We start from the raw sequence: 21,109 nt of genomic DNA on the forward strand, positions 1-21,109 counted from the left end.
TGGGTTCATGGCTGTGTTCTAGCGGCATGCACAGCCAGCGCATTTGAAATTTTGGAAATCAGTTGCTGCTCATCCAACGGTTTGTGCAACACATCGTTCATACCTGAAGCTAGGCAACGGTCTTGGTCGACGGGATTAGCGCTGGCGGTCAGTGCAAGGACTGGCGTGTGACACACCGGTGCGGAAAAGTTTTGGCGCAAAGCTTGGGTAGCTTGCATGCCATCCATATCAGGCATGACCATGTCCATCAACACCAAATCAAAACGTTGAGCGGCTAGTTTGTCTAGCGCCAAAGGGCCGCTGCTGACTTCAACAATGTGGGCTTTGGGAAAACATTTTTTCAGCATCATGCGGGCGACCAACAAGTTCACCGCGTTGTCGTCGACAAGCAAAATTTGCAGCGCTTTGTCAACCAACATGCGCGCCATCTCTGCTGCCGCTTTCGCCTCTTGCACCGCGACGCTGCGCATGGGAAGCTGAAACCAAAACCGTGCACCCTGCCCTTGCACACTGCTCACACCGATGGTGCCGCCTTGCAGGCTAACCAAACGCTCGCAAATGGAAAGGCCCAAGCCTGTGCCACCGTATTGGCGGTTGGTTTGAACGTCGGCATGCTCAAAACCATTGAAGATTTGTTTTTGTCGATCGACAGCAATGCCAATGCCTGTGTCTTGCACCTCAAACAACACACCACCGCCCACACCTTGCGCGCGCACATGAATGCCCCCTACGGCCGTGAATTTGAAAGCGTTGTCGAGCAAGTAGGTCAGCACCTGAATGAGTCGACGGCGATCGCCTTTGATCCACATTTGATGAACGGCACTGGCATCTAGGGTCAGCGTCAATCCTTTGGCTTGTACTTTGGCACGATAAGACGCGATCGTTTCTAGCAAGGTTTCGTGCAGGGCAAATTTTTCTTCCTGCAGCGTGAGACGGCCAACTTGAAGTTGTGAGAAGTCCAAGATGTCGTTGACGACTTGCAGCAGTTGTTCGGTCGAACGGCGAATGTGGTCGACCACTTCCGCATCTTCGGCGTGTTCCGCCAGCTCAGTACGCAAGATGCCATTGAGCCCCAAAATCGCATTCATCGGTGTACGCAACTCGTGACCGACGGAGGCGATGAATTCATCTTTGTGCGCTTGCGCACGGATAAGTGCGTGATGTGTTTGCTCTAACTCCGCATTGCTTTGATCCATATCGGCAACTTGGCTTCGGTGCATCCGTTCGGTCAAGAACACCACAAACATGGCCAGGCTCAGCACCATGAACTTGCTGACCACGGTCCACGCCATGACGTCGTTGGCCATGTTGATATTGCTGTTGACCAAGTCATATTGACTGATGATCAACAACACCAAGTTGGCAACAAAAACACCCATGAACCAGAACAAAGCACCCGCACGATCCAGCAACAAAATAGCGGGCAACACAGCTGCCGTCATCCACACCATGACGGGCGAGTTGATGCCACCGGTCATGGCCGCAAGATAGGCGACAAAACTGATAGACCAAAACAAGGCACCGTGAGCCACCCACAAATAGGGCGCACCCTGCAAAAGTAAAACCAATAACCCCCAGAATCCTGCGGTGCCGACTAAATTGGCAATGTGGTCGTAGTCAGGGTGGTGCAAAAAGTAAAACGGCAACGAACAGGTGCCCACCAAGAACAGCTTGTAAATCAATAAGCTGCGACGTCGTTCAAGCTGAGAGCCTTTGAAAAAGCCCTGCGGCAAGACAATGTTTTGCAGCTTTTTCAGCATTCTTTATTTAGTGCTTGCGCAATTTGTCAATGAATCCGTTGAGTTCATCTATGGAACCAAACTGGATCGCCAGCTCACCCATTTCCTCAACTCTGCCATGACGCTTGACGCGTTTTTTTACGCGCACTTCCACTTGTGCGGTGAGCAAGTCCGAGAGTTCTTCCTCAACACGTTTGATGTCGCGTGACTTTTCGCTCTTAGGTTTTTGCGGGACGAGATTGAACTCAGCGCTGAGTTTTTTGACCAAGCTCTCTGCTTCACGCACCGACATTTTCTTGGCACTGATTTGATTGGCCGCTGTGATTTGCGTACCGCGGTCGAGCGCCAACAACGCGCGGGCGTGGCCCATGTCGATGTCCCCCGCCATGAGCATGGACTGCACAGGGTCGGCCAAGTTGAGCAAACGCAGCAAGTTGCTAGCGGCGCTGCGTGAGCGGCCCACCGCTTGTGCGGCCAGTTCGTGCGTGAGGCCAAACTCTTTGATGAGGCGCTGCAAGCCTTGGGCTTCTTCGAGCGGGTTGAGGTCTTCGCGCTGGATGTTTTCAATCAGCGCCATGGCCGCAGCGGCTTCGTTGGGTACGTTACGCACCAGCACAGGCACGGTGTCTAGGCCGGCAAGTTTGGCAGCTCGGCTGCGGCGTTCACCGGCGATGATTTCGTATTTGCCAGCGTTGGGGCCATCGGTGAGCTGACGCACAAGAATAGGCTGCATGATGCCTTGGGCCTTGATGCTTTCGGCCAGCTCATACAAAGCGCCCTCGTCCATGCGAGTGCGTGGCTGATACATGCCGGGCACCATTTGTGTCAACAGCAGAGTACTGGGCAAGCCATCGGCTGCGGCATTTTGTGCGGCAATGCTGTCGTCGACTTTGGGGCCGAGCAAGGCCTCCAAACCACGGCCTAGACCTTTTGTTTTTTTAGTGACCATGATGTGCTTCTTCTTTCAATAAATCTTGTAACAAGGCAAAGCCTTCAGGCCAATCGCCCAGGCGTGAATCGGTGTTGATGTGACCGCTCATGCCGCAATCGACCAAGCGTGAGCCCCAGGCGTGAGCCAACACACTGGCGCGCATGAGGGTGCAATAAGGGTCATTGCGGCTGACCGCTGTGATGCTTTGAAACGGCAAACGCGCACGCACGATGGGGCTCCAGCTGTGCAGCAAATGTTGCATTTCGGGGCGCTCGACATCGGCGGGGGCCACCAGCAAAGCGCCTTTGACTTTGTGTACATGCTGTGAATGAGCGGCCCAGGCGGCCACCAACACGCAACTTAAACTGTGTGCCACCAACACAACGCTTGGGTGTGTCAGTACCGCCTCTTCAAGTTGCATCATCCAGTCGCCGCGCAGTGGGAAATCCCAGTTGTGCTGCTCGACCCGGGTGAAGTCGTGCGCGTTCTGCCACAGGCTTTGCCAGTGGCCAGGGTCGCTGTTATGCCAACCAGGAAGAATGAGAACGGTGGGAGTCACGTGGGGGCTTAAAGCGTTTTGACGCGCTCGACCATTTCCTGCGCAAAGTCCACAAAGGCGTGACTGCCCTTGGCCGATGGGTCAAACACCACACCTGGCAAACCGTAGCTGGGCGCTTCGGCCAAACGCACGTTGCGGGGAATGACGGCAGCAAACACTTTGTCACCAAAGTGGTCTTTGAGCTGCTCGCTCACTTGCTGCTGCAAGGTGATGCGCGGGTCAAACATGACGCGCAACAGGCCAATAATTTTGAGGTCACGGTTGAGGTTGGCGTGCACTTGCTTGATGGTGTTGACCAAGTCGGTCAGACCTTCCAACGCAAAATATTCACATTGCATGGGCACGATGACACCGTGTGCAGAACACAAGCCATTGAGCGTGAGCATGGACAAGGACGGGGGGCAATCTATAAGCACAAAGTCGTACTCGGCGTCCACCGCAGCCAAGGCTTGCTTGAGGCGGTTTTCGCGGCGCTCTAAAGACACGAGCTCAACCTCGGCTCCTGCCAAGTCGCGATTAGCCCCCAACACGTCATAGGTAGGAATTTTGGCGCGCACGCCATCAGTACCCCAGTTGCTGCGAATGCGTGCCTCGGCAATGGTGGCTTCTTCTAGCAATACGTCATACACCGAAAGCTCCATCTCGCGCTTGTCGACACCCGAGCTCATGGTGGCATTGCCCTGCGGGTCGAGGTCAACCATCAACACACGCTGACCCACAAACGCCAAGCCAGCCGCCAAGTTGACGGTGGTGGTGGTCTTGCCAACACCACCTTTTTGGTTGGCTACGCAGAAAATTTGGGCCATACAGAGCTTTCGAAAGAGACGGAAAAATAATTAAAACAAGGCCAGTTTCAGACCAAAACCAATCAGCAAAGCACCCGCAACTTTGTTGAGCATGACGGTAGCCAGCGGGTTGGCGCGCACACGCTCAGCCAAGTGGTGGGCCAACATGACGACAACCAAACCATAGACAAAAGTCAACGCTGCAATGGTCAGCGCCATGAACCCAAATGTGATCAAGCCCATGTGAATCTTTGGATCGACAAACAAGGGAAAGAACGCCATGTAAAACACAATCGCTTTGGGATTGAGCACGGTAATGAACAAACCTTGACGAAAGTAATGGTCGGGCTTCATGTCCAGCACTGGCGCGTCGCCCGGTTTGGCATTGAACAAGGAATAACCCAAACCAATCAAATAAGCGGCGCCCGCCCATTTGACCGAGCTGTATAAGCTTGGATAGTTAATTAACACCGCAGACAAACCAGCCACGGCTAACCACAACAGCACTTGGTCACCGCCAATCACACCCAGCGTGGCAGCCATGCCCGCACGCACCCCACCCTTGCCTGTTGCGGTGAGCAAGGCCAAGTTACCGGGGCCGGGAATGGCCAAAAAGACAATGATGGCCACGACGAAAGCGCCGTAGTCCGCGATACCGAACATAGATGACTCAGATGTAAAACTGAGGGAAGTTTAACCGCGCATCCAAATGATGCAGCGCTCGGCGTCCAGGCCTGGCACTTGAAGCTGTTCCACGTGAAACACTTTGACGCTTTCGGGCAATACCGCCAGCTCTTGGTCTGGGTGCTTGCCCTTCATCGCCATCCACACGCCGTGGCTGGACAAGGCGGATTTGGACCACGTAGTGAAATCGATCAGCGAAGCAAAGGCGCGTGAGCACACCACGTCATAAGGCTGAGTCAAGCTTTCAACTCGGGCATGCAAACCTTTGAGGTTGGGCAGCTTGAGTGTGGCCGCCACTTGCTGGATAAAGGCGGCTTTTTTTGCCACCGTGTCCACGCATGTGACCGACACTTCGGGGCACGTGATAGCAATGACAATACCGGGTAGGCCTGCGCCCGCACCCACATCGAGCAGGCTGAAATTGGCTTGCGCCGACTTTCCCGCAACCTGCGCCTCAACATTTGTTACCCCATCTGCAAAACTTATGATGGGCAAACTCAGCTTAGCCAACTCACGGCGCAGCGGCGCAATGACCGCCAAACTGTCGAGTAGGTGATGGGTGAGCATTTCGTTGGCATCACGAACGGCTGTCAAGTTGTAGACCTTGGTCCATTTGCCAATCAAGTCCATGTAGGCAAGCAACTGGGCTTGCTGCTCATCGGCCAAAGACAAACCCAAACCGTTCAAGCCTTTTTGCAAAGCGGGCAACAGCGGATGCATTAAACAGCCTCGGCCGGATTGTTGGCCGCCGCATCTTGGGCAAAGCCTTTGACGCGTGAGCGCTTCAAATGAATGAGCAACAAAGAAATTGCCGCTGGCGTGATACCGGACATGCGCGAGGCCTGACCCAACGTTTCGGGGCGCTGGCGGCTCAGGCGCTGACGCGACTCAATCGACAAAGCGGTGACTTGGTTGTAATCCAAGTCCTCGGGCAACTTGAGATTTTCGTAATGCGCTGCGCGCACCACTTCTTCGCGCTGGCGGTCGATGTAACCCGAGTATTTGGCTGCGATTTCAATCTGTTCGATGATGGCTCGGGTTGTTTCACGTGAAACATCGTCACCCGCAAAGCCATCCGTCACCTCTTGGTTTTGGTACTTGGCGCCATCCAAAGACATCAAGCCTTGGTAACTCACATCGGGGCGACGAAGCAAATCAGCCAAGTTGTATTCGCGGTCGATGGCCTTGCCCATGACGCGCTCTGACTCAGCGGCAGGCAAGTTGCGCGGACTGACCCAGATAGATTTGAGGCGTTCTGTTTCACGTGAAACAGCTTCTTGTTTGCGGCTGAAGGCTTCCCAACGAGCGTCATCGACCAAGCCCATTTGTCGGCCAATTTCGGTCAGGCGCACATCAGCGTTATCTTCGCGCAGCTGCAAACGAAACTCGGCTCGACTGGTAAACATGCGGTACGGCTCGGTCACCCCCTTGGTGGTGAGGTCATCAACCAACACGCCCAAGTAGGCTTGGTCACGGCCCGGCGTCCATGCACCGCCAAAGTCGTTGGCCGCGCCGGCCAAACTGCGGCATTGCAATGCGGCGTTGATGCCGGCGAACAGGCCTTGAGCGGCGGCCTCTTCGTAACCGGTGGTGCCGTTGATTTGACCCGCAAAAAACAAACCGCCGATGGCTCGGGTTTCAAAACTGCGCTTCAACTCACGCGGGTCAAAGTAGTCGTACTCAATGGCGTAACCTGGGCGAATGATGTGGGCGTTTTCCAAGCCCTTCATAGAGCGAACCAAGTCGTACTGAATGTCAAACGGCAAGCTGGTGCTGATGCCGTTGGGGTAATACTCGTGCGTAGTCAAGCCTTCGGGCTCTAAGAAAATTTGGTGGCTGTCTTTGTCAGCAAAGCGATTGATCTTGTCTTCCACGCTCGGGCAGTAGCGTGGGCCAACGCCCTCAATCTTGCCGGTGAACATGGGGCTACGGTCAAAGCCGGAGCGAATGATGTCGTGGGTGCGCTCGTTGGTGTGGGTGATCCAACAGGGCATGTGTTGCGGATGCATGGACGCGCGGCCCATGAAACTGAACACAGGCACTTCGCCCAACACGCCCGCCGAACGTGCGCCGGTTTCGGTTTGGTTGGCCACGCCGTCACCCGGTTGTTCGGTGCATTGGCTGAAGTCAATCGTGCGTCCGTCAATGCGCGGGGGCGTGCCGGTTTTCAAACGGCCCTGTGGCAACTTGAGTTCTTTGAGACGCGCTGACAAACTTGCTGCGGGCGGGTCACCGGCGCGGCCTCCGGCGTAGTTGTTCAAGCCCACATGGATCTTGCCGTCTAAGAAGGTGCCCGCGGTCAACACCACGGTACGGCTACGGAATCGAATGCCAGCTTGCGTACAGGCGCCGACCACGCGATCACCCTCCACCATCAGGTCATCCACCGCTTGCTGAAACAGCCACAAGTTGGGTTGGTTTTCGAGCATGCGGCGAACAGCAGCTTTGTACAAAATGCGATCGGCCTGAGCGCGGGTAGCTCGCACGGCTGGGCCTTTGGAGCTGTTGAGAATACGAAACTGAATACCCGACTCGTCCGTGGCCAAGGCCATGGCACCACCCAAAGCGTCTACCTCTTTGACCAAATGGCCCTTACCAATGCCACCGATGGACGGGTTGCAACTCATCTGACCCAAGGTTTCGATGTTGTGGCTTAAGAGTAAAGTTTTAGCGCCCATGCGTGCAGAAGCCAGCGCAGCCTCTGTGCCGGCATGACCACCGCCTACAACGATGACATCAAACTCTTGGGGGTACAACATAAAAACCAATCTTTGAATGTGCAGGAGCACAAATGCGCAGGGGCTGTTCGTCGCTCTGCTTAGCAGCAGACAATTTTACAAGGCCGATCTTGCCGATGAAGCGTGTGCGGTTTCTAAGCCAAAATCACGACCATTAAAAACACAAGGTGAACGCATGAACAAAACAGTTTGGGCCCTCCTCTTTGCTGTGACAACGACTGGCGCATGGGCCGCCTCTGGCGAAGACACATACAAATCCGTATGTGCCTCTTGCCACGCACAAGGCCTGGCGGGATCGCCCAAGGTGGGCGACACCAAGGTGTGGGGCAAGCTGATCAAAGAAGGCCAAGCCCACATCACAGCCGACGGCTACAACGGGGTACGCAGCATGCCCGCACGTGGCGGTCGCTCAGAATTAACGGTTGCCGACTTTGGTGCTGCCGTGGTCTACATGGCCAACCAATCGGGTGCCAACTGGCAAGACCCCGATGAAGCCATGCTGAAGAAAATCAACGCACGCATCGAGAAACGCAACGCAGTGAAGAAATAAGACGCACGCCCTGGTATGCGCAGCAGCGCGCGCTCACAACGCTAAAAAACAAAGCGTGAAGATTACGGCTTCCAGCGTTTGAGCAGCAAAGCGTTGGTCATCACGCTCACGGAGCTGAGCGCCATGGCCGCACCAGCAACCACTGGGCTTAAGTAGCCCATAGCGGCAAGTGGAATACCTGCCGCGTTATAGGCAAACGCCCAAAACAAGTTTTGACGGATCTTGGCAACCGTACGCGCTGAGATATCGAGCGAACCAGCCACCAACGCCACATCGCCGCGCATGAGCGTGATACCCGCCGCCTGCATTGCCACATCGGTACCACCACGTTGACCGTCGGCATTGAGATTGGCCATGGCAAGACCCACATCAGCAGCGGCTAGCGCGGGAGCATCGTTGATGCCGTCACCCACAAAGGCCAGCACATGCGCTGCGCCGTGTGGGTTGAGTTGCAGGCTTTTCACCAATGCCGCTTTCTCGCCTGGCATCACATCAGGGTGTACTTCGTCAGCATGCAGTCCCAAACGTGCGGCCATGGTTTGTGCGGCACCCACGTTGTCGCCAGAGATCATGACCAAACGCAAACCGCGTGCGCGCAGTTTGGCGAGGGCATCTTGGACACCCGGCTTGGGTTCATCTCCGAAAGCCAACACGGCAAGCGCAAGCACCCCTTGCGGCGTTCGTTCGGCCAAGACCGACACCGTAGCACCCTGCGCCTGCAAAGCCTCTGCGTTGGCTTGCCATTCGCCATTCATAAGTTGGAGCGTTGCCATCCAGCGCAAGCTGCCCAACAGCAATTGGCGACCTTGCACACTGCCTTCACTCCCAAAACCAGGCACCGCTTTGACGTCTTTAGATGGATCCAAGTGAAGGTGCTGCGCTTTAGCCGCTTGCACCACGGCGTGCGCCAAAGGATGTTCGCTGCCACTTTGCAAGCTGGCGGCCAAGGCGAGCAAGGCTTGTTCATCGGGGCTCATTGCGATTGATTTCACCGAAAGAGATGCAATACATGGCTGCGCTGCAACTGCGTTTAATGACAACAAGCGTGGCTGGCCCAAGGTGAGCGTGCCGGTCTTATCAAAAGCGACCGTGTCCACCTTGTGCGCCACCTCAAGCGCTTGCGCATCTTTGATCAAAATACCGTGCTTGGCGGCCACACCCGTGCCCGCCATGATGGCCGCCGGTGTGGCCAAACCCAAAGCACACGGACACGCAATGACCAAAACTGCGACGCAATGAATGAGCGACACCTCTAGGCTATGGCCCGTGAACCACCAAACCAGCAAGGTCACCAAAGCCAGCACAAAGACCACTGGCACAAAGACAGCTGACACTTGGTCAACCATGCGCTGAATAGGCGCCTTGGCCGCTTGTGCGTCTTCCACCAAGCGGATGATGTTAGCCAGCACCGTGGTGGTGCCCGTGGCGCTAACGCGGACCACCAAACGACCTTCGCCATTGATGCTGCCGCCCGTTACGCGTGAATCAACGTCCTTGTGAACAGGCAACGGCTCGCCGGTGAGCATGGCTTCATCGACCTGCGTTTGGCCTTCCGACACAACGCCGTCAGCCGCAAAGCGTTCACCGGGAAGCACCACCAAACGGTCGCCAACAAGCAGCTCTTCTATCGGAATTTCAACCTCACCGTCTAAGGTGATGACGCGTGCGCGAGCCGGACGCAACGCATGTAAGGCGCGAATGGCATCGGTGGTTTGCCGCTTCGCGCGGGCCTCTAGCCATTTGCCCAACAACACCAAGGTGATGACCACCGCTGAGCCTTCGAAATACAAATGCACCATGGCTCCAGCAGGGGCGCTAAGCCACAACCACACCGACAAAGCCCAACCGGCGCTGGTGCCCAAAGCTACCAACAAATCCATGTTGCCGCTGCCAGCCAGCAAGGCATGCCACCCGGCTTTGTAAAAACGTGCACCCAACACAAACTGCACGGGCGTAGCCAACACAAACTGCCACAGAGCGGGCAGCATCCAGTGCTGGCCCAGTGCATCACCCAACATGGGCAAGACCAAAGGAGCGCTAAGCATGAGACCAATGGCCACGGGCATGAAGCCAGCCCATGCGCCCTCTGGCGCTCGTTCTAAATGTTCTGCTGCAAGTGGCTCATAACCAGCCTCACGCACAGCACGGCGCAAGCGAGCTTGCTGCGTTTGGCCCTCCTCTTGAGCTTGCGAAGCTGCCCACGTCACTCGGGCGGTTTCAGTGGCCAGGTTCACGCTCACTGATTCAACGCCGGGCAGTTTGGCAATGGCGCGTTCCACGCGGGCCACACATGAGGCACAGGTCATTCCACCAATACCAATATCGCTAGACAATTCAGACATGGGTTAAGGTTACATCTTTCAAAGGAACGCTACATGGACAACTCATTTCAAGTGCAAGGCATGACTTGCGGCCACTGCGAAATGGCCGTCAAAAAAGCCATTGCCCGCTTAGACCCAGAGGCCAAAGTTGAGATTGACCGCAGCACCGGCAAGGTCGATGTGCAAAGCAACCAGAAGCGTGAAGACATCGCGCACGCCATTGCTGAGGAAGGTTACCAAGTGGCATGAGCAAGATACAAGAAGCTCGCAGCGTTGAGCTCTTGGTGCAAGGCCAAGACACCCAAGACGGTGCAGGTGTGCGCCTAACCCGCGTATTGAGCCATGATTTGCAAGAACGCTTAGACCCGTTTCTGATGCTCGATGCGTTTGGCAGCGACAACCCCGGCGACTACATTGCAGGCTTTCCCAACCACCCACACCGCGGCTTTGAGACGGTGACTTACATGATTGCCGGCCGCATGCGCCACAAAGACAGTGGCGGACACGAAGGTTTGCTGCAAAACGGCGGCGTGCAATGGATGACCGCTGGACGCGGGCTGACCCACAGCGAAATGCCCGAACAAGAAGAAGGCGTGATGGAAGGGTTTCAGCTGTGGCTTAACTTGCCTGCCAAAAACAAACTGTGTGAACCTTGGTACAGCGACATTCAAAGCGAAGACATTCCAGAAGTCACGACAGCAAACGGCGTGTTGGTGCGTGTGATTGCTGGTCACTCACACGGCACAGATGGTGCGATCCAGCGCGAACACACCGACCCTTTGTATTTGGACCTGCACTTCCCTGCGACAGCGGACGTGATATTTGAACAACCATTGCAGACCACGCACAACGCGTTTGTGTATGTATATCGCGGCGGCTTAGATGTGATGCAAGGCGGCACAAGCACAACCGTGCCAATCAAACGTATGGCCGTGCTCACCAACAGTGGCGAGGGTTTGGTGCTACGCGCCCAAGCCAACACGCGCGCCATCGTGATTGCGGGCAAACCACTCAACGAGCCCATCGCTCAATACGGCCCCTTTGTGATGAACACGCGCGAAGAACTGGTGCAAGCCGTGGACGACTTTCGTGCAGGCTTGATGGGCTAAACGAGGATCGATTAAATATCGATGTTGGCAGCGCGCAGGGCGTTGCTTTCGATGAAGTTGCGGCGAGGCTCCACCTCGTCACCCATCAACATGGTGAACACGCGGTCGGCTTCAATGGCGTCGTCAATCTGCACACGAAGCAAGCGACGCACTGTTGGGTCCATCGTGGTTTCCCACAACTGGGCTGGGTTCATCTCACCCAAACCTTTGTAACGTTGACGGGCGGTGGCGTTTTCGGCCTGGCCAATCAACCACTTCATGGCTTGGCGGAAGTCAGAGACTTTTTCTTCTTTGGCCTTCTCGCCTTCACCACGGTGCACTTTTGAGCCCTCGCCCACCAAATCACGGAAGGTTAGGGCTGCTTCGGCCAATGCTGCGTAATCGGCACCATGCACAAAATCTTGGGTAATCACGCTGCTTTTGACATTGCCATGGTGGCGGCGGCTGATGCGCAAAATCGGTTTGTCGGTGCGCACGTCGAACTCGCCCGTGGCTTCTGAGCCGCTGCCGAGTTCACGCAATTTTTCTTGCATCGCCACTGCAGATTTTTCTGCATCGGCCACGGTGTCAAGGTTGACCGACACACCGTCAGCCATGGCGCGCAACGCTTCGGCATCCATGAAACCGCTCAAACGTGCAATGACAGCTTCAGCCACTTGGTGCTTGCGCGCCAATTCGTTCAACGTGTCGCCACTCAACACCTGAGAATTAGCACCACCTGTGGTGATGCTGGCGTCTTTCATGGCAATGCGCAGCAAGAAACCATCCAAAGCGGATGCATCTTTGAGGTACAGCTCCTCTTTGCCTGCCTTCACTTTATACAAAGGCGGCTGAGCAATGTAGATGTGACCACGCTCCACCAATTCCGGCATTTGGCGATAGAAAAACGTGAGCAACAGTGTGCGAATGTGTGCACCGTCAACGTCAGCGTCCGTCATGATGATGATGCGGTGGTAGCGCAGCTTGTCCACATTGAAGTCATCGGTGGCAGACTTGCCAGACTCTGCACTGGCTTTGCCTATGCCGGTGCCCAAAGCGGTGATGAGCGTCAAAATTTCGTTGCTGGTCAACAGCTTTTCATAACGTGCTTTTTCAACGTTCAAAATTTTGCCGCGCAGAGGCAAGATCGCTTGGAATTTACGGTCACGGCCCTGTTTGGCTGAACCGCCAGCGGAGTCACCCTCTACGATGTAGATTTCGCACAAAGCTGGGTCTTTTTCTTGGCAATCGGCCAATTTACCTGGCAAGCCCATGCCATCTAGCACACCTTTACGGCGTGTCATCTCACGGGCCTTACGGGCAGCTTCACGTGCACGCGCTGCTTCCACAATCTTGCCGCAAATGATCTTGGCGTCATTGGGACGCTCTTGCAAATAGTCGGTCAGTGTTTTGGCGACGATGTCTTCCACGGGTGCTCGCACCTCACTGGAGACCAGTTTGTCTTTGGTCTGGCTACTGAATTTTGGTTCAGGCACTTTGACAGACAAGACGCAACACAAGCCTTCGCGCATGTCGTCACCTGTCACTTCAACTTTGGCTTTCTTGGCAAATTCGTTTTCTTCGATGTACTTGTTGATGACACGCGTCATCGCAGCACGTAAACCGGTCAAGTGGGTACCTCCATCCCGCTGTGGAATATTGTTGGTAAAACACAAAACGTTTTCGTTGTAACCATCGTTCCACTGCATGGACACTTCTACACCAATGTTGGTGCCTGGGATGCCACCATAGGTTTCAGCAGGACGATCGCCTTCGGCATAAAACGCATTGGGGTGCAGCACCTTCTTGCCAGAGTTAATGAAGTCTACAAAACCCTTCACGCCACCGGCGCCAGAAAAGTCGTCTTCTTTGCCTGTACGTTCATCCAACAGGCGAATACGCACACCGTTGTTCAAGAAGCTGAGTTCTCGCAAACGCTTGCTCAAAATTTCGTAATGAAAATCTGTGTTTTGCGTGAAGATTTCTGTGTCAGGCAAGAAGTGAACTTCTGTGCCGCGCTTTTCGGTATCACCCGTGATGCGCATAGGGGAAACTTCAACGCCGTTCACCACTTCGATCAAACGATTTTGCACAAAACCTTTAGAAAACTCTAAGGTATGCACCTTGCCTTCGCGGCGAACTACCAAACGCAAGGATTTAGATAATGCGTTCACACATGACACACCGACACCGTGCAAACCACCTGACACTTTGTAGCTGTTCTGGTTGAATTTACCGCCTGCATGCAATTCAGTTAGAGCGATTTCGGCAGCACTGCGCTTGGGTTCATGTTTGTCATCCATCTTCACGCCAGTAGGAATACCACGACCGTTGTCGGTCACGCTGATGGAGTTATCGCTGTGAATGGTGACCACAATGTCATCGCAATGACCAGCCAAGGCTTCGTCAATTGAGTTATCGACCACCTCAAATACTAAGTGGTGCAGACCTGAACCGTCGGATGTATCACCGATGTACATGCCAGGGCGCTTACGAACCGCTTCAAGGCCTTCCAAAATTTGAATTGACCCCTCACCATAGCCTTCGCCGGCTGGAGGCGTCATAGGGGTTTCAGGGGTTTGAGTGGGTTCGGTCATAGCAAGTCTTCGTGCGTGAGGCATAAGCACCCCACGGTTTCAATCAGAAAAAAGGGAAACAGCAAGGCGTTAGATACGCATTGGCATCACCACATATTTAAAGGTGGTGTTTTCAGGAATTGTGATGAGGGCTGAACTGTTGGAATCAGCCAAGTCAACTTGAACCATGTCTTGATCCATATTGGTCAAAGCATCGATCAAGTACGTGACGTTGAAGCCAATTTCAATCGCATCACCGTTGTAGTCAATTTCAAGTTCGTCCACGGCTTCTTCTTGCTCTGCATTGCTCGACGCTACGCGCAACACACCGGGCTCCAAGTTCAGGCGCACACCCTTGAACTTTTCACTGGTCAAAATCGCTGTGCGTTGCAAAGTTGCCAATAAAGCCGTACGACCCATGGTGATGGTGTTCTTGTGGTTCTTTGGAATCACACGGTTGTAATCTGGAAACTTACCTTCAACCAGCTTTGTCACAAACTCCATGCCGTCAAATGTGAACTTGGCTTGGTTACCAGCAAATTGCATTTCTATCGCGCCTTCTTTGTCGCTCAACAAACGCTGCATTTCCAACACTGTTTTTCGCGGCAAGATAACTTCTTGGCGTGGCACTTCCACATCCAAGGTAGCAGAAGAAAAAGCGAGACGGTGACCGTCTGTGGCAACCAAGCTCAGTTGCTTGCCTTCAGCGACAAACAAGATACCGTTCAAGTAGTAGCGTATGTCATGCACAGCCATGGCAAATGACACTTGGTGCAACAACTCTTTCAAAGTTTTCTGCGGCACGCTGAATGAGGGACCAAAGTTGGCTGCTTCTTGCACCAACGGAAAATCTTCTGCAGGCAAACTTTGTAAAGTAAAGCGGCTTTTGCCACCTTTCAAAATCAATTTATTTTGATTCGATTCCAAACTCACAGTTTGATCTGAAGGCATGGTCCGCAAAATGTCAATCAGCTTACGTGCGCCAACTGTGGTCGTAAAGTTGCCTGCATCTCCGTCGAGCTCGGCTGTTGTGCGAATTTGAATCTCTAAGTCGCTGGTGGTTAGTTGCAAAGAACTACCAGTTTTTCGAATCAACACGTTTGCCAAGATTGGCAATGTATGACGACGTTCAACGATACCTGCAACAGATTGCAGAACTGACAAAACCTTGTCTTGTGTTGCTTTCAGTACGATCATCTCTTCCTCTTGTTTTCTTTATTTAAATTAGTAGTAGTAGATAAGCAAAGCATCTTTCTGTGGACAACAGCATTTTCCTCTTTTTTTTCAAGCACTTGGATTCACCGGGAAGGTGTTGGTAAGCTTGCTTTTCTACTGTCGTTCAAACGGGGATAACTTCTTAATTCCTACATATCTGTGGATAACTCTGGTGTTGTCCCGAAACTATCCACAAGGTTGTTCTTTTTGCTGTTTAACCTTTGAGTGTTTGCTCTAGGACGTGCAGCTGTTGGTTCAAATCAGCCATTTGTTGGCGTTCAGCTGTGATTTTGCGAACTGCATGCAGCACCGTGGTGTGATCACGCCCACCAAACAGCTCACCGATCTCAGGAAGACTCTTTTGTGTGAGTTCCTTGGCTAAATACATGGCAATTTGGCGGGGTCTTGCAATCGATGCAGGACGTTTCTTAGAGTACATGTCCGCTACTTTGATCTTGTAATAGTCGGCCACGGTCTTTTGGATGTTCTCTACAGAAATCTGACGATTTTGGATAGAAAGTAAGTCGCGTAGGGCATCGCGTGCCAATTGAATCGAAATTTCTTTTTGGTTAAAGCGCGAGTAAGCCAAGATTTTTCGCAAGGCGCCTTCTAGCTCGCGGACGTTCGAACGCACGTTCTTGGCCACGAAGAAAGCAACTTCTTCTGGCATTTCAGAGCCTTCAGCGCGTGATTTGCTGATCAAAATTGCCACACGCATTTCAAGCTCGGGCGGCTCAATGGCCACGGTCAACCCTGCATCAAAGCGAGATACCAAGCGCTCATGGATGTCGGTGAGACCTTTGGGATAGGTATCACTCGTCATGATGATGTGTGACTTTTTCGCCAGCAGAGCCTCAAAGGCGTTGAAAAACTCCTCTTGCGTGCGTTCTTTGTTTGCAAAAAATTGCACATCGTCGATCAAAAGAAGATCGAGTGAGTGATAACGCTCTTTGAATTCATCAAAAGTTTTACGCTGGTACGCTTTAACCACATCTGAAACAAACTGTTCTGCATGGATGTAGAGAACTTTGGCATCTGGGCGTTCTGACAACAGTTTGTTACCGACAGCATGCATCAAGTGGGTCTTACCCAAACCCACACCACCGTAAATGAACAAAGGGTTGTATAGCTGACCCGGCATCGTCGCGACATGCATCGCTGCAGCGCGCGCCATGCGGTTGGCGGTGCCTTCAACCAAGGTATCAAAAGTCAAGGCCGTGTTGAGGCGTGTGCGGGGGCCGCTAGGAATGCCCTCTTCTAAGCCGACAAAGCTTTCAGGCAATGACTCAAGTTCTTGAGAAAACGACACAGGCTTAATTCTGACGGGCGTTTCTTTAGGAGTGATCGCTAACTCAACTTGAATGGGTTGGCCATGAAGTTGTTGCAGCAAACCCGCTAACCGATTGGCATATTGGGCACGGATCCAGTCCAATTTGAAGCGGTTACCAACAAAAATAACGACTTTGCTGAGGTCGGCTGCGACGTTGGCAACGAGAGGTTTGATCCACGTATTGAACTGTTGTTCTGGCAGCTCTTGCGCCAATTGATCAACGCAGGCTTGCCACAAACCATCACCCGAAGGGGGTGAAGGGCCGTCAGCGGCAGAGGAAGGAAGACCCTGATTCATGAAAATTTTTCTGTGGATAGATGCTTTTAAAAGGCAGGCAATAGAGCACTTTATCAAAAATTATCCACAGCTTGGTTAAACAAGAAAGTCTTTTTTAAAAGACTTCGCTAAAAGAGTGTGGATAAAAGTCTGCAAGTGTCCCAAAAATTTGAGATAATCGTTGGTTTCCCTGATCTCTCAGGGCTTAGCTTTTTGGAAAAATCATGAAACGCACTTACCAGCCTTCTAAAACCCGTCGCGCCCGTACCCATGGCTTTTTGGTCCGCATGAAAACACGCGGTGGCCGCGCTGTGATTAACGCACGTCGCGCCAAAGGTCGCAAACGTCTGGCTGTCTAATTTTTGACCGTTGACCAGACCCGCGACCCAAGCGCCGTGGAACGTCTGCATCAGTGGTCAGAATTTCAAGCGGTCATGTCGGCAGGATCTGTGGCACGTACGCCGCATTTTGTGTTGCACCAGTGGCAACCTCCGGCCAAAGCCTCTACAGGGTCTGGGTTTGAAGAAACCCCGACCCTGTTTGTCGATGGTGTGTTGATGATGGGCGCACTCACCCCAAAACGGTGGGCCAAACGAGCCGTCACGCGCAATTTAATCCGACGACAAATTCACGCGGTTTCGCGCGAATTTGAAAAAGGCTTGACGCCGACCGCCTACGTGGTTCGATTGCGAGCAGCGTTTAACCCCTCAAGTTTTGTGAGTGCTTCGTCAGATGTGCTTAAGCAAACCGTTCGCGAAGAGCTCAAACAGTTGTTTAGCCGAGTGAGCGCCGCATGATGCAGTCATTCTTAATGACGCTGGTGCGTGGTTATCGTTTGCTACTTAGCCCTTGGCTTGGTTCTTCGTGTCGGTTTGAACCTACGTGTTCTGTGTATTCACTGCAAGCTTTAGAGCTGTATGGTGCTGCACGGGGTAGCTATTTGACTTTGCACCGGTTAGCGCGTTGCCATCCTTGGTGTGTTGGCGGGCATGATCCCGTGCCGCCTGCTTTGTTTAGCTCTTTGACCTCTTCCAACTCCGGAAAGAAAACTTCATGAATGACATTCGCCGCACCATTTTGTGGGTGATCTTTGGTTTCTCCATGGTTCTTTTGTGGGACCAATGGCAAGTTCACAACGGACACAAGGCCACCTTCTTCCCAACGCCTGCACAACCGGTCAAGGTAGCAACAGACGCAGCTTCTGCTGTGCCGCAAGCGGCAGGTGTGCCAACGCCAGTTTTGCCACAAGGTACGGCAGCAGCGGTTCCTGCGGTTGAAACGCGAGCAGCTACAAAAGAATTGGTTCAAATTGAAACCGACGTGGCTAAGCTTAGTTTTGACACCGAAGGCGGCACTTTGGTGCGTGTTGAGTTATTGAAGCACGAGGACGAGCAAAAGCCTGGCAACCACATCGTGTTGTTAGACGACAGCAAAGACCGCATTTACACGGCACAAACGGGGTTGATTTCCAGCGTTCCTGGTATTGCATTGCCCACACATAAATCAGTGATGACGGTTCGTCCAGGCGCACGCAAACTCAAAGACGGTGATAACGAGTTGTCCATCACGTTTGAATCTGCTGCACAAGGCGGCGTGAAACTGATCAAGACATACACCGTCAAGCGCGGTGCTTACGACATGGCTGTGAAGCACGACATCGTGAACACAAGCTCACAAGATGTGGTGCCTCAGTTGTATTACCAATTGGTGCGTGATGGCAACAAACCTGCTGGCGAATCTTCGTTCTACTCCACCTTCACCGGCCCTGCGATTTACACAGAAGCCAAGAAGTACCAAAAAGTGGAGTTTGCCGACATCAAAAAGAAAAAAGTAGATGTTGAAAAGCAATCCACTACGGGCTACATCGCCATGGTGCAGCATTACTTTGCAAGCGCTTGGATCTTGCCTGAAGGCGTGAACCGCGACATCTCTATCGATGCCGTGGACATTGGATCCACGATGCCCGATTGCTGCTACCGCGTGACCATGATTTCTCCTTTAGAAGCCATCAAACCTGGCCAGACAAAGAGCATTGCTGCCACCTTGTACGCAGGTCCACAAGAAGAGAAAAAACTCGAAGCCCTTTATCCAGGTTTGGAGCTGGTCAAAGACTACGGTTGGTTGACCATCTTGGCTAAGCCGCTCTTTTGGTTGCTCGATCAACTGTTCAAGATTTTGGGCAATTGGGGCTGGTCTATCGTGGCCCTGGTGGTCTTGCTCAAGGCCGGTTTCTATTGGTTGAACGCTCACGCTTACCAAAGCATGGCCAAGATGAAAGCCATCAATCCCAAAATCATGGAAATGCGCGAGCGTCTCAAAGACAATCCGCAACAAATGCAAACAGAAATGATGAAAATTTACCGAGAAGAAAAGGTCAACCCCATGGGTGGCTGCGTTCCTATCGCGTTGCAAATCCCCGTCTTCATTGCCTTGTATTGGGTGTTGTTGTCGACCGTTGAAATCCGCAATGCCCCATGGGTGGGTTGGATTCACGACTTGTCGGCACCCGACCCGTTCTTTATCTTGCCACTGTTCATGACGCTCACCACGTTGCTACAAACCGCATTGAACCCCGCGCCACCAGACCCCATGCAAGCCAAGATGATGTGGATCATGCCGCTGGCCTTCAGCGTGATGTTCTTCTTCTTCCCTGCCGGTTTGGTGCTGTACTGGATCACCAACAACGTGTTGTCGATTGCTCAGCAATGGCTCATCAACGTGCGCATGGGTGTGCCACCGCAATTCAACTTGCCCAAGTTCTAACGTCGACATTTGGACAATCCAAAAACCCGCCACCCTCGGATGGCGGGTTTTTTTCTGGACAATCACCCCATGCTTGCTCTTCACGACGCCCCCATCATTGCCATAGCCACAGCACCCGGTCGAGGGGCGGTGGGCATCGTGCGCGTGAGCGGCAAAAACTTAGGCGCATTGGTGCTGGCCCTGTGTGGGCGAGCGCTCAAATCACGCGAAGCCACCTACCTGCCGCTGCCCGACGAAACAGGCGCACCCATTGACCATGTGCTGGCCCTGCACTTTCCCGGCCCCAACAGTTACACAGGTGAAGATGTGTTGGAACTGCAAGCGCATGGCGGCCCCGTGGTGTTGCAGCTGATCGTCGCACGCTGCATGCGCGTTGCGGCTGTGTTGAACGAACAAAACAAGCCGCTGCTCAGTGGCTTGCGCTTGGCGCAGCCGGGTGAGTTCACGCAACGCGCATTTATGAACCACAAGCTCGATTTGGCTCAGGCGGAAGCGGTGGCTGATTTGATTGACGCCAGCACCGAAGCCGCTGCACGCGGCGCTAGTCGCTCGCTGGCAGGTGCTTTCTCGAATGAAATTCATCAACTGCGCGATGCGCTGATTCACCTGCGCATGTTGGTAGAAGCGACGTTGGATTTTCCAGAAGAAGACATTGACTTTTTAAAGCAAGCCGACGCGCAAGGCCAGCTCGACCGCTTGCAGCAAAACCTCGCACGCGTGATGGTGCAAACCAAGCAAGGCGCGTTGCTGCGCGAAGGCATTCGCGTGGTGATCGCAGGTCAACCCAACGCGGGCAAGAGCTCGTTGCTCAATGCGCTGGCCGGTGCAGAGTTGGCCATCGTCACGCCCATTGCCGGCACCACGCGCGATGTGGTGCAGCAAACCATTCAAATTGAAGGCGTGCCCTTGCATGTGGTGGATACCGCAGGTTTGCGCGAACACCCCGATGTGGACGAGGTCGAGCGCATTGGCATTGCCCGCGCATGGGACCAAATTGGCCAAGCCGACGCCGTGCTGTTTTTGCATGACCTCACTCGCAAAGACGATGCGGCCTATGACGCAGCCGATGCGCACATTCAGCAAAGCTTGCACGAAAAGCTCAACAGCCATGTTCCTGTGTTGCATCTGTGGAACAAAGCCGATGCGTACAGCGAAGCGACAACGTCAAACGCAACAACGCCAGCCGTTTCAGCGGCACAAGCTAACGTTAATCAAACAACACACATCACCTTGTCGGCCAAAACCGGCGATGGCCTACCAGCCTTGCGTCAACATCTGTTGCACCTAGTCGGCTGGCAAGGCGCAAGCGCAGAGGGAATGTTTATGGCCCGCGAGCGACATGTACAAGCCTTGCACGAGGTCGCCGAGCATTTGATGATGGCCAACGCCAGCCTACAAGCGCAAGTGCCGGCACTCGACTTGTTGGCCGAAGAGCTGCGCCTGAGCCAAAACGCACTCAACACCATCACGGGCGAGTTTTCGTCTGACGATTTGTTGGGTGTGATCTTCTCAAGCTTTTGTATCGGCAAATAAGCTCACCCCACCGATAAAATG

19 protein-coding genes are annotated in these 21,109 nt (G+C 53.5%); 8 read left to right on the top strand and 11 right to left on the bottom strand.

Translation table 11 applies throughout. The features are described from left to right. Positions 1-5 precede the first annotated feature (5 nt). Genes RMR24_RS05925 through mnmG form a run of 7 tightly spaced genes read right to left on the bottom strand, consistent with a single transcriptional unit; the run spans position 6 to position 7,457 of the window. Positions 6-1,760: an ATP-binding protein gene (locus RMR24_RS05925; RefSeq protein ID WP_310614160.1), complete on the bottom strand. Its 1,755-nt coding sequence runs from the start codon at positions 1,758-1,760 to the stop codon at positions 6-8. Positions 1,761-1,767: 7 nt separating this feature from the next. Continuing rightward, complete coding sequence (locus tag RMR24_RS05930; protein WP_310614161.1) at positions 1,768-2,688, bottom strand: ParB/RepB/Spo0J family partition protein; 921 nt, start codon at positions 2,686-2,688, stop codon at positions 1,768-1,770. After that, positions 2,678-3,229 carry an alpha/beta hydrolase gene (locus RMR24_RS05935; RefSeq protein ID WP_310614162.1) on the bottom strand — a complete coding sequence of 184 codons (552 nt, stop codon included), beginning with the start codon at positions 3,227-3,229 and terminating at the stop codon, positions 2,678-2,680. The genes RMR24_RS05930 and RMR24_RS05935 overlap by 11 nt, the downstream gene beginning before the upstream one ends. A gap of 8 nt (positions 3,230-3,237) precedes the next feature. Continuing rightward, a complete protein-coding gene (locus RMR24_RS05940; RefSeq protein WP_310614163.1) occupies positions 3,238-4,035 on the bottom strand; it encodes an AAA family ATPase in 798 nt (265 codons plus the stop codon). 30 nt (positions 4,036-4,065) lie between these two features. After that, a complete protein-coding gene (locus tag RMR24_RS05945; RefSeq protein ID WP_310614164.1) occupies positions 4,066-4,677 on the bottom strand; it encodes a LysE family transporter in 612 nt (203 codons plus the stop codon). Between the two features lie 30 nt (positions 4,678-4,707). Then, positions 4,708-5,418, bottom strand: a complete 711-nt coding sequence (rsmG, locus tag RMR24_RS05950) for a 16S rRNA (guanine(527)-N(7))-methyltransferase RsmG (RefSeq protein ID WP_310614165.1) — start codon at positions 5,416-5,418, stop codon at positions 4,708-4,710. Continuing rightward, positions 5,418-7,457, bottom strand: a complete 2,040-nt coding sequence (gene mnmG / locus RMR24_RS05955) for a tRNA uridine-5-carboxymethylaminomethyl(34) synthesis enzyme MnmG (protein ID WP_310614166.1) — start codon at positions 7,455-7,457, stop codon at positions 5,418-5,420. The genes rsmG and mnmG overlap by 1 nt, the downstream gene beginning before the upstream one ends. A gap of 154 nt (positions 7,458-7,611) precedes the next feature. On the opposite strand from mnmG, the gene RMR24_RS05960 reads away from it, so the two are divergent. Beyond that, complete coding sequence (locus RMR24_RS05960) at positions 7,612-7,986, top strand: c-type cytochrome (RefSeq protein ID WP_310614167.1); 375 nt, start codon at positions 7,612-7,614, stop codon at positions 7,984-7,986. A 62-nt stretch (positions 7,987-8,048) separates the two neighbouring features. On the opposite strand, the gene RMR24_RS05965 is transcribed toward RMR24_RS05960, so the two are convergent. After that, positions 8,049-10,328 (bottom strand): heavy metal translocating P-type ATPase, encoded by a 2,280-nt coding sequence (locus RMR24_RS05965; RefSeq protein ID WP_310614168.1) that lies wholly within the window; start codon positions 10,326-10,328, stop codon positions 8,049-8,051. Between the two features lie 33 nt (positions 10,329-10,361). Between RMR24_RS05965 and RMR24_RS05970 the strand changes: the two genes are divergently transcribed. After that, a complete protein-coding gene (locus RMR24_RS05970; RefSeq protein WP_310614169.1) occupies positions 10,362-10,556 on the top strand; it encodes a cation transporter in 195 nt (64 codons plus the stop codon). Continuing rightward, entirely contained in the window at positions 10,553-11,416 is an 864-nt protein-coding gene (locus tag RMR24_RS05975) for a pirin family protein (protein ID WP_310614170.1), read from the top strand. The genes RMR24_RS05970 and RMR24_RS05975 overlap by 4 nt, the downstream gene beginning before the upstream one ends. A gap of 11 nt (positions 11,417-11,427) precedes the next feature. Here the strand turns inward: RMR24_RS05975 and gyrB are convergent, their stop codons facing one another. The 3 genes from gyrB to dnaA form a co-directional block, all read right to left on the bottom strand. Continuing rightward, entirely contained in the window at positions 11,428-13,992 is a 2,565-nt protein-coding gene (gene gyrB, locus RMR24_RS05980) for a DNA topoisomerase (ATP-hydrolyzing) subunit B (RefSeq protein WP_310614171.1), read from the bottom strand. A 69-nt stretch (positions 13,993-14,061) separates the two neighbouring features. Next, positions 14,062-15,168: a DNA polymerase III subunit beta gene (dnaN, locus tag RMR24_RS05985; RefSeq protein WP_108283649.1), complete on the bottom strand. Its 1,107-nt coding sequence runs from the start codon at positions 15,166-15,168 to the stop codon at positions 14,062-14,064. Between the two features lie 232 nt (positions 15,169-15,400). Then, positions 15,401-16,813 carry a chromosomal replication initiator protein DnaA gene (gene dnaA, locus RMR24_RS05990; RefSeq protein ID WP_310614172.1) on the bottom strand — a complete coding sequence of 471 codons (1,413 nt, stop codon included), beginning with the start codon at positions 16,811-16,813 and terminating at the stop codon, positions 15,401-15,403. 203 nt (positions 16,814-17,016) lie between these two features. Here dnaA and rpmH point away from each other — a divergent pair, with 203 nt between their 5' ends. From rpmH to mnmE, 5 genes are all read left to right on the top strand, one after another. Next, on the top strand, positions 17,017-17,151 hold the full coding sequence (gene rpmH / locus RMR24_RS05995; RefSeq protein WP_005798102.1) for a 50S ribosomal protein L34: 135 nt from the start codon (positions 17,017-17,019) through the stop codon (positions 17,149-17,151). Positions 17,152-17,154: 3 nt separating this feature from the next. Further along, entirely contained in the window at positions 17,155-17,589 is a 435-nt protein-coding gene (locus RMR24_RS06000) for a ribonuclease P protein component (RefSeq protein WP_310614173.1), read from the top strand. Beyond that, the gene (yidD, locus tag RMR24_RS06005) at positions 17,586-17,849 is read left to right on the top strand and encodes a membrane protein insertion efficiency factor YidD (RefSeq protein ID WP_310614174.1); all 264 of its coding nucleotides are present in this window, start codon (positions 17,586-17,588) and stop codon (positions 17,847-17,849) included. The genes RMR24_RS06000 and yidD overlap by 4 nt, the downstream gene beginning before the upstream one ends. Next, a complete protein-coding gene (gene yidC / locus RMR24_RS06010; RefSeq protein WP_310614175.1) occupies positions 17,846-19,555 on the top strand; it encodes a membrane protein insertase YidC in 1,710 nt (569 codons plus the stop codon). The genes yidD and yidC overlap by 4 nt, the downstream gene beginning before the upstream one ends. A gap of 69 nt (positions 19,556-19,624) precedes the next feature. Then, entirely contained in the window at positions 19,625-21,088 is a 1,464-nt protein-coding gene (gene mnmE, locus RMR24_RS06015; RefSeq protein ID WP_310614176.1) for a tRNA uridine-5-carboxymethylaminomethyl(34) synthesis GTPase MnmE, read from the top strand. Positions 21,089-21,109: the final 21 nt, after the last annotated feature.

This window comes from Limnohabitans sp., from assembly GCF_031539105.1.
In the GTDB taxonomy this organism is placed as follows: domain Bacteria; phylum Pseudomonadota; class Gammaproteobacteria; order Burkholderiales; family Burkholderiaceae_C; genus Limnohabitans.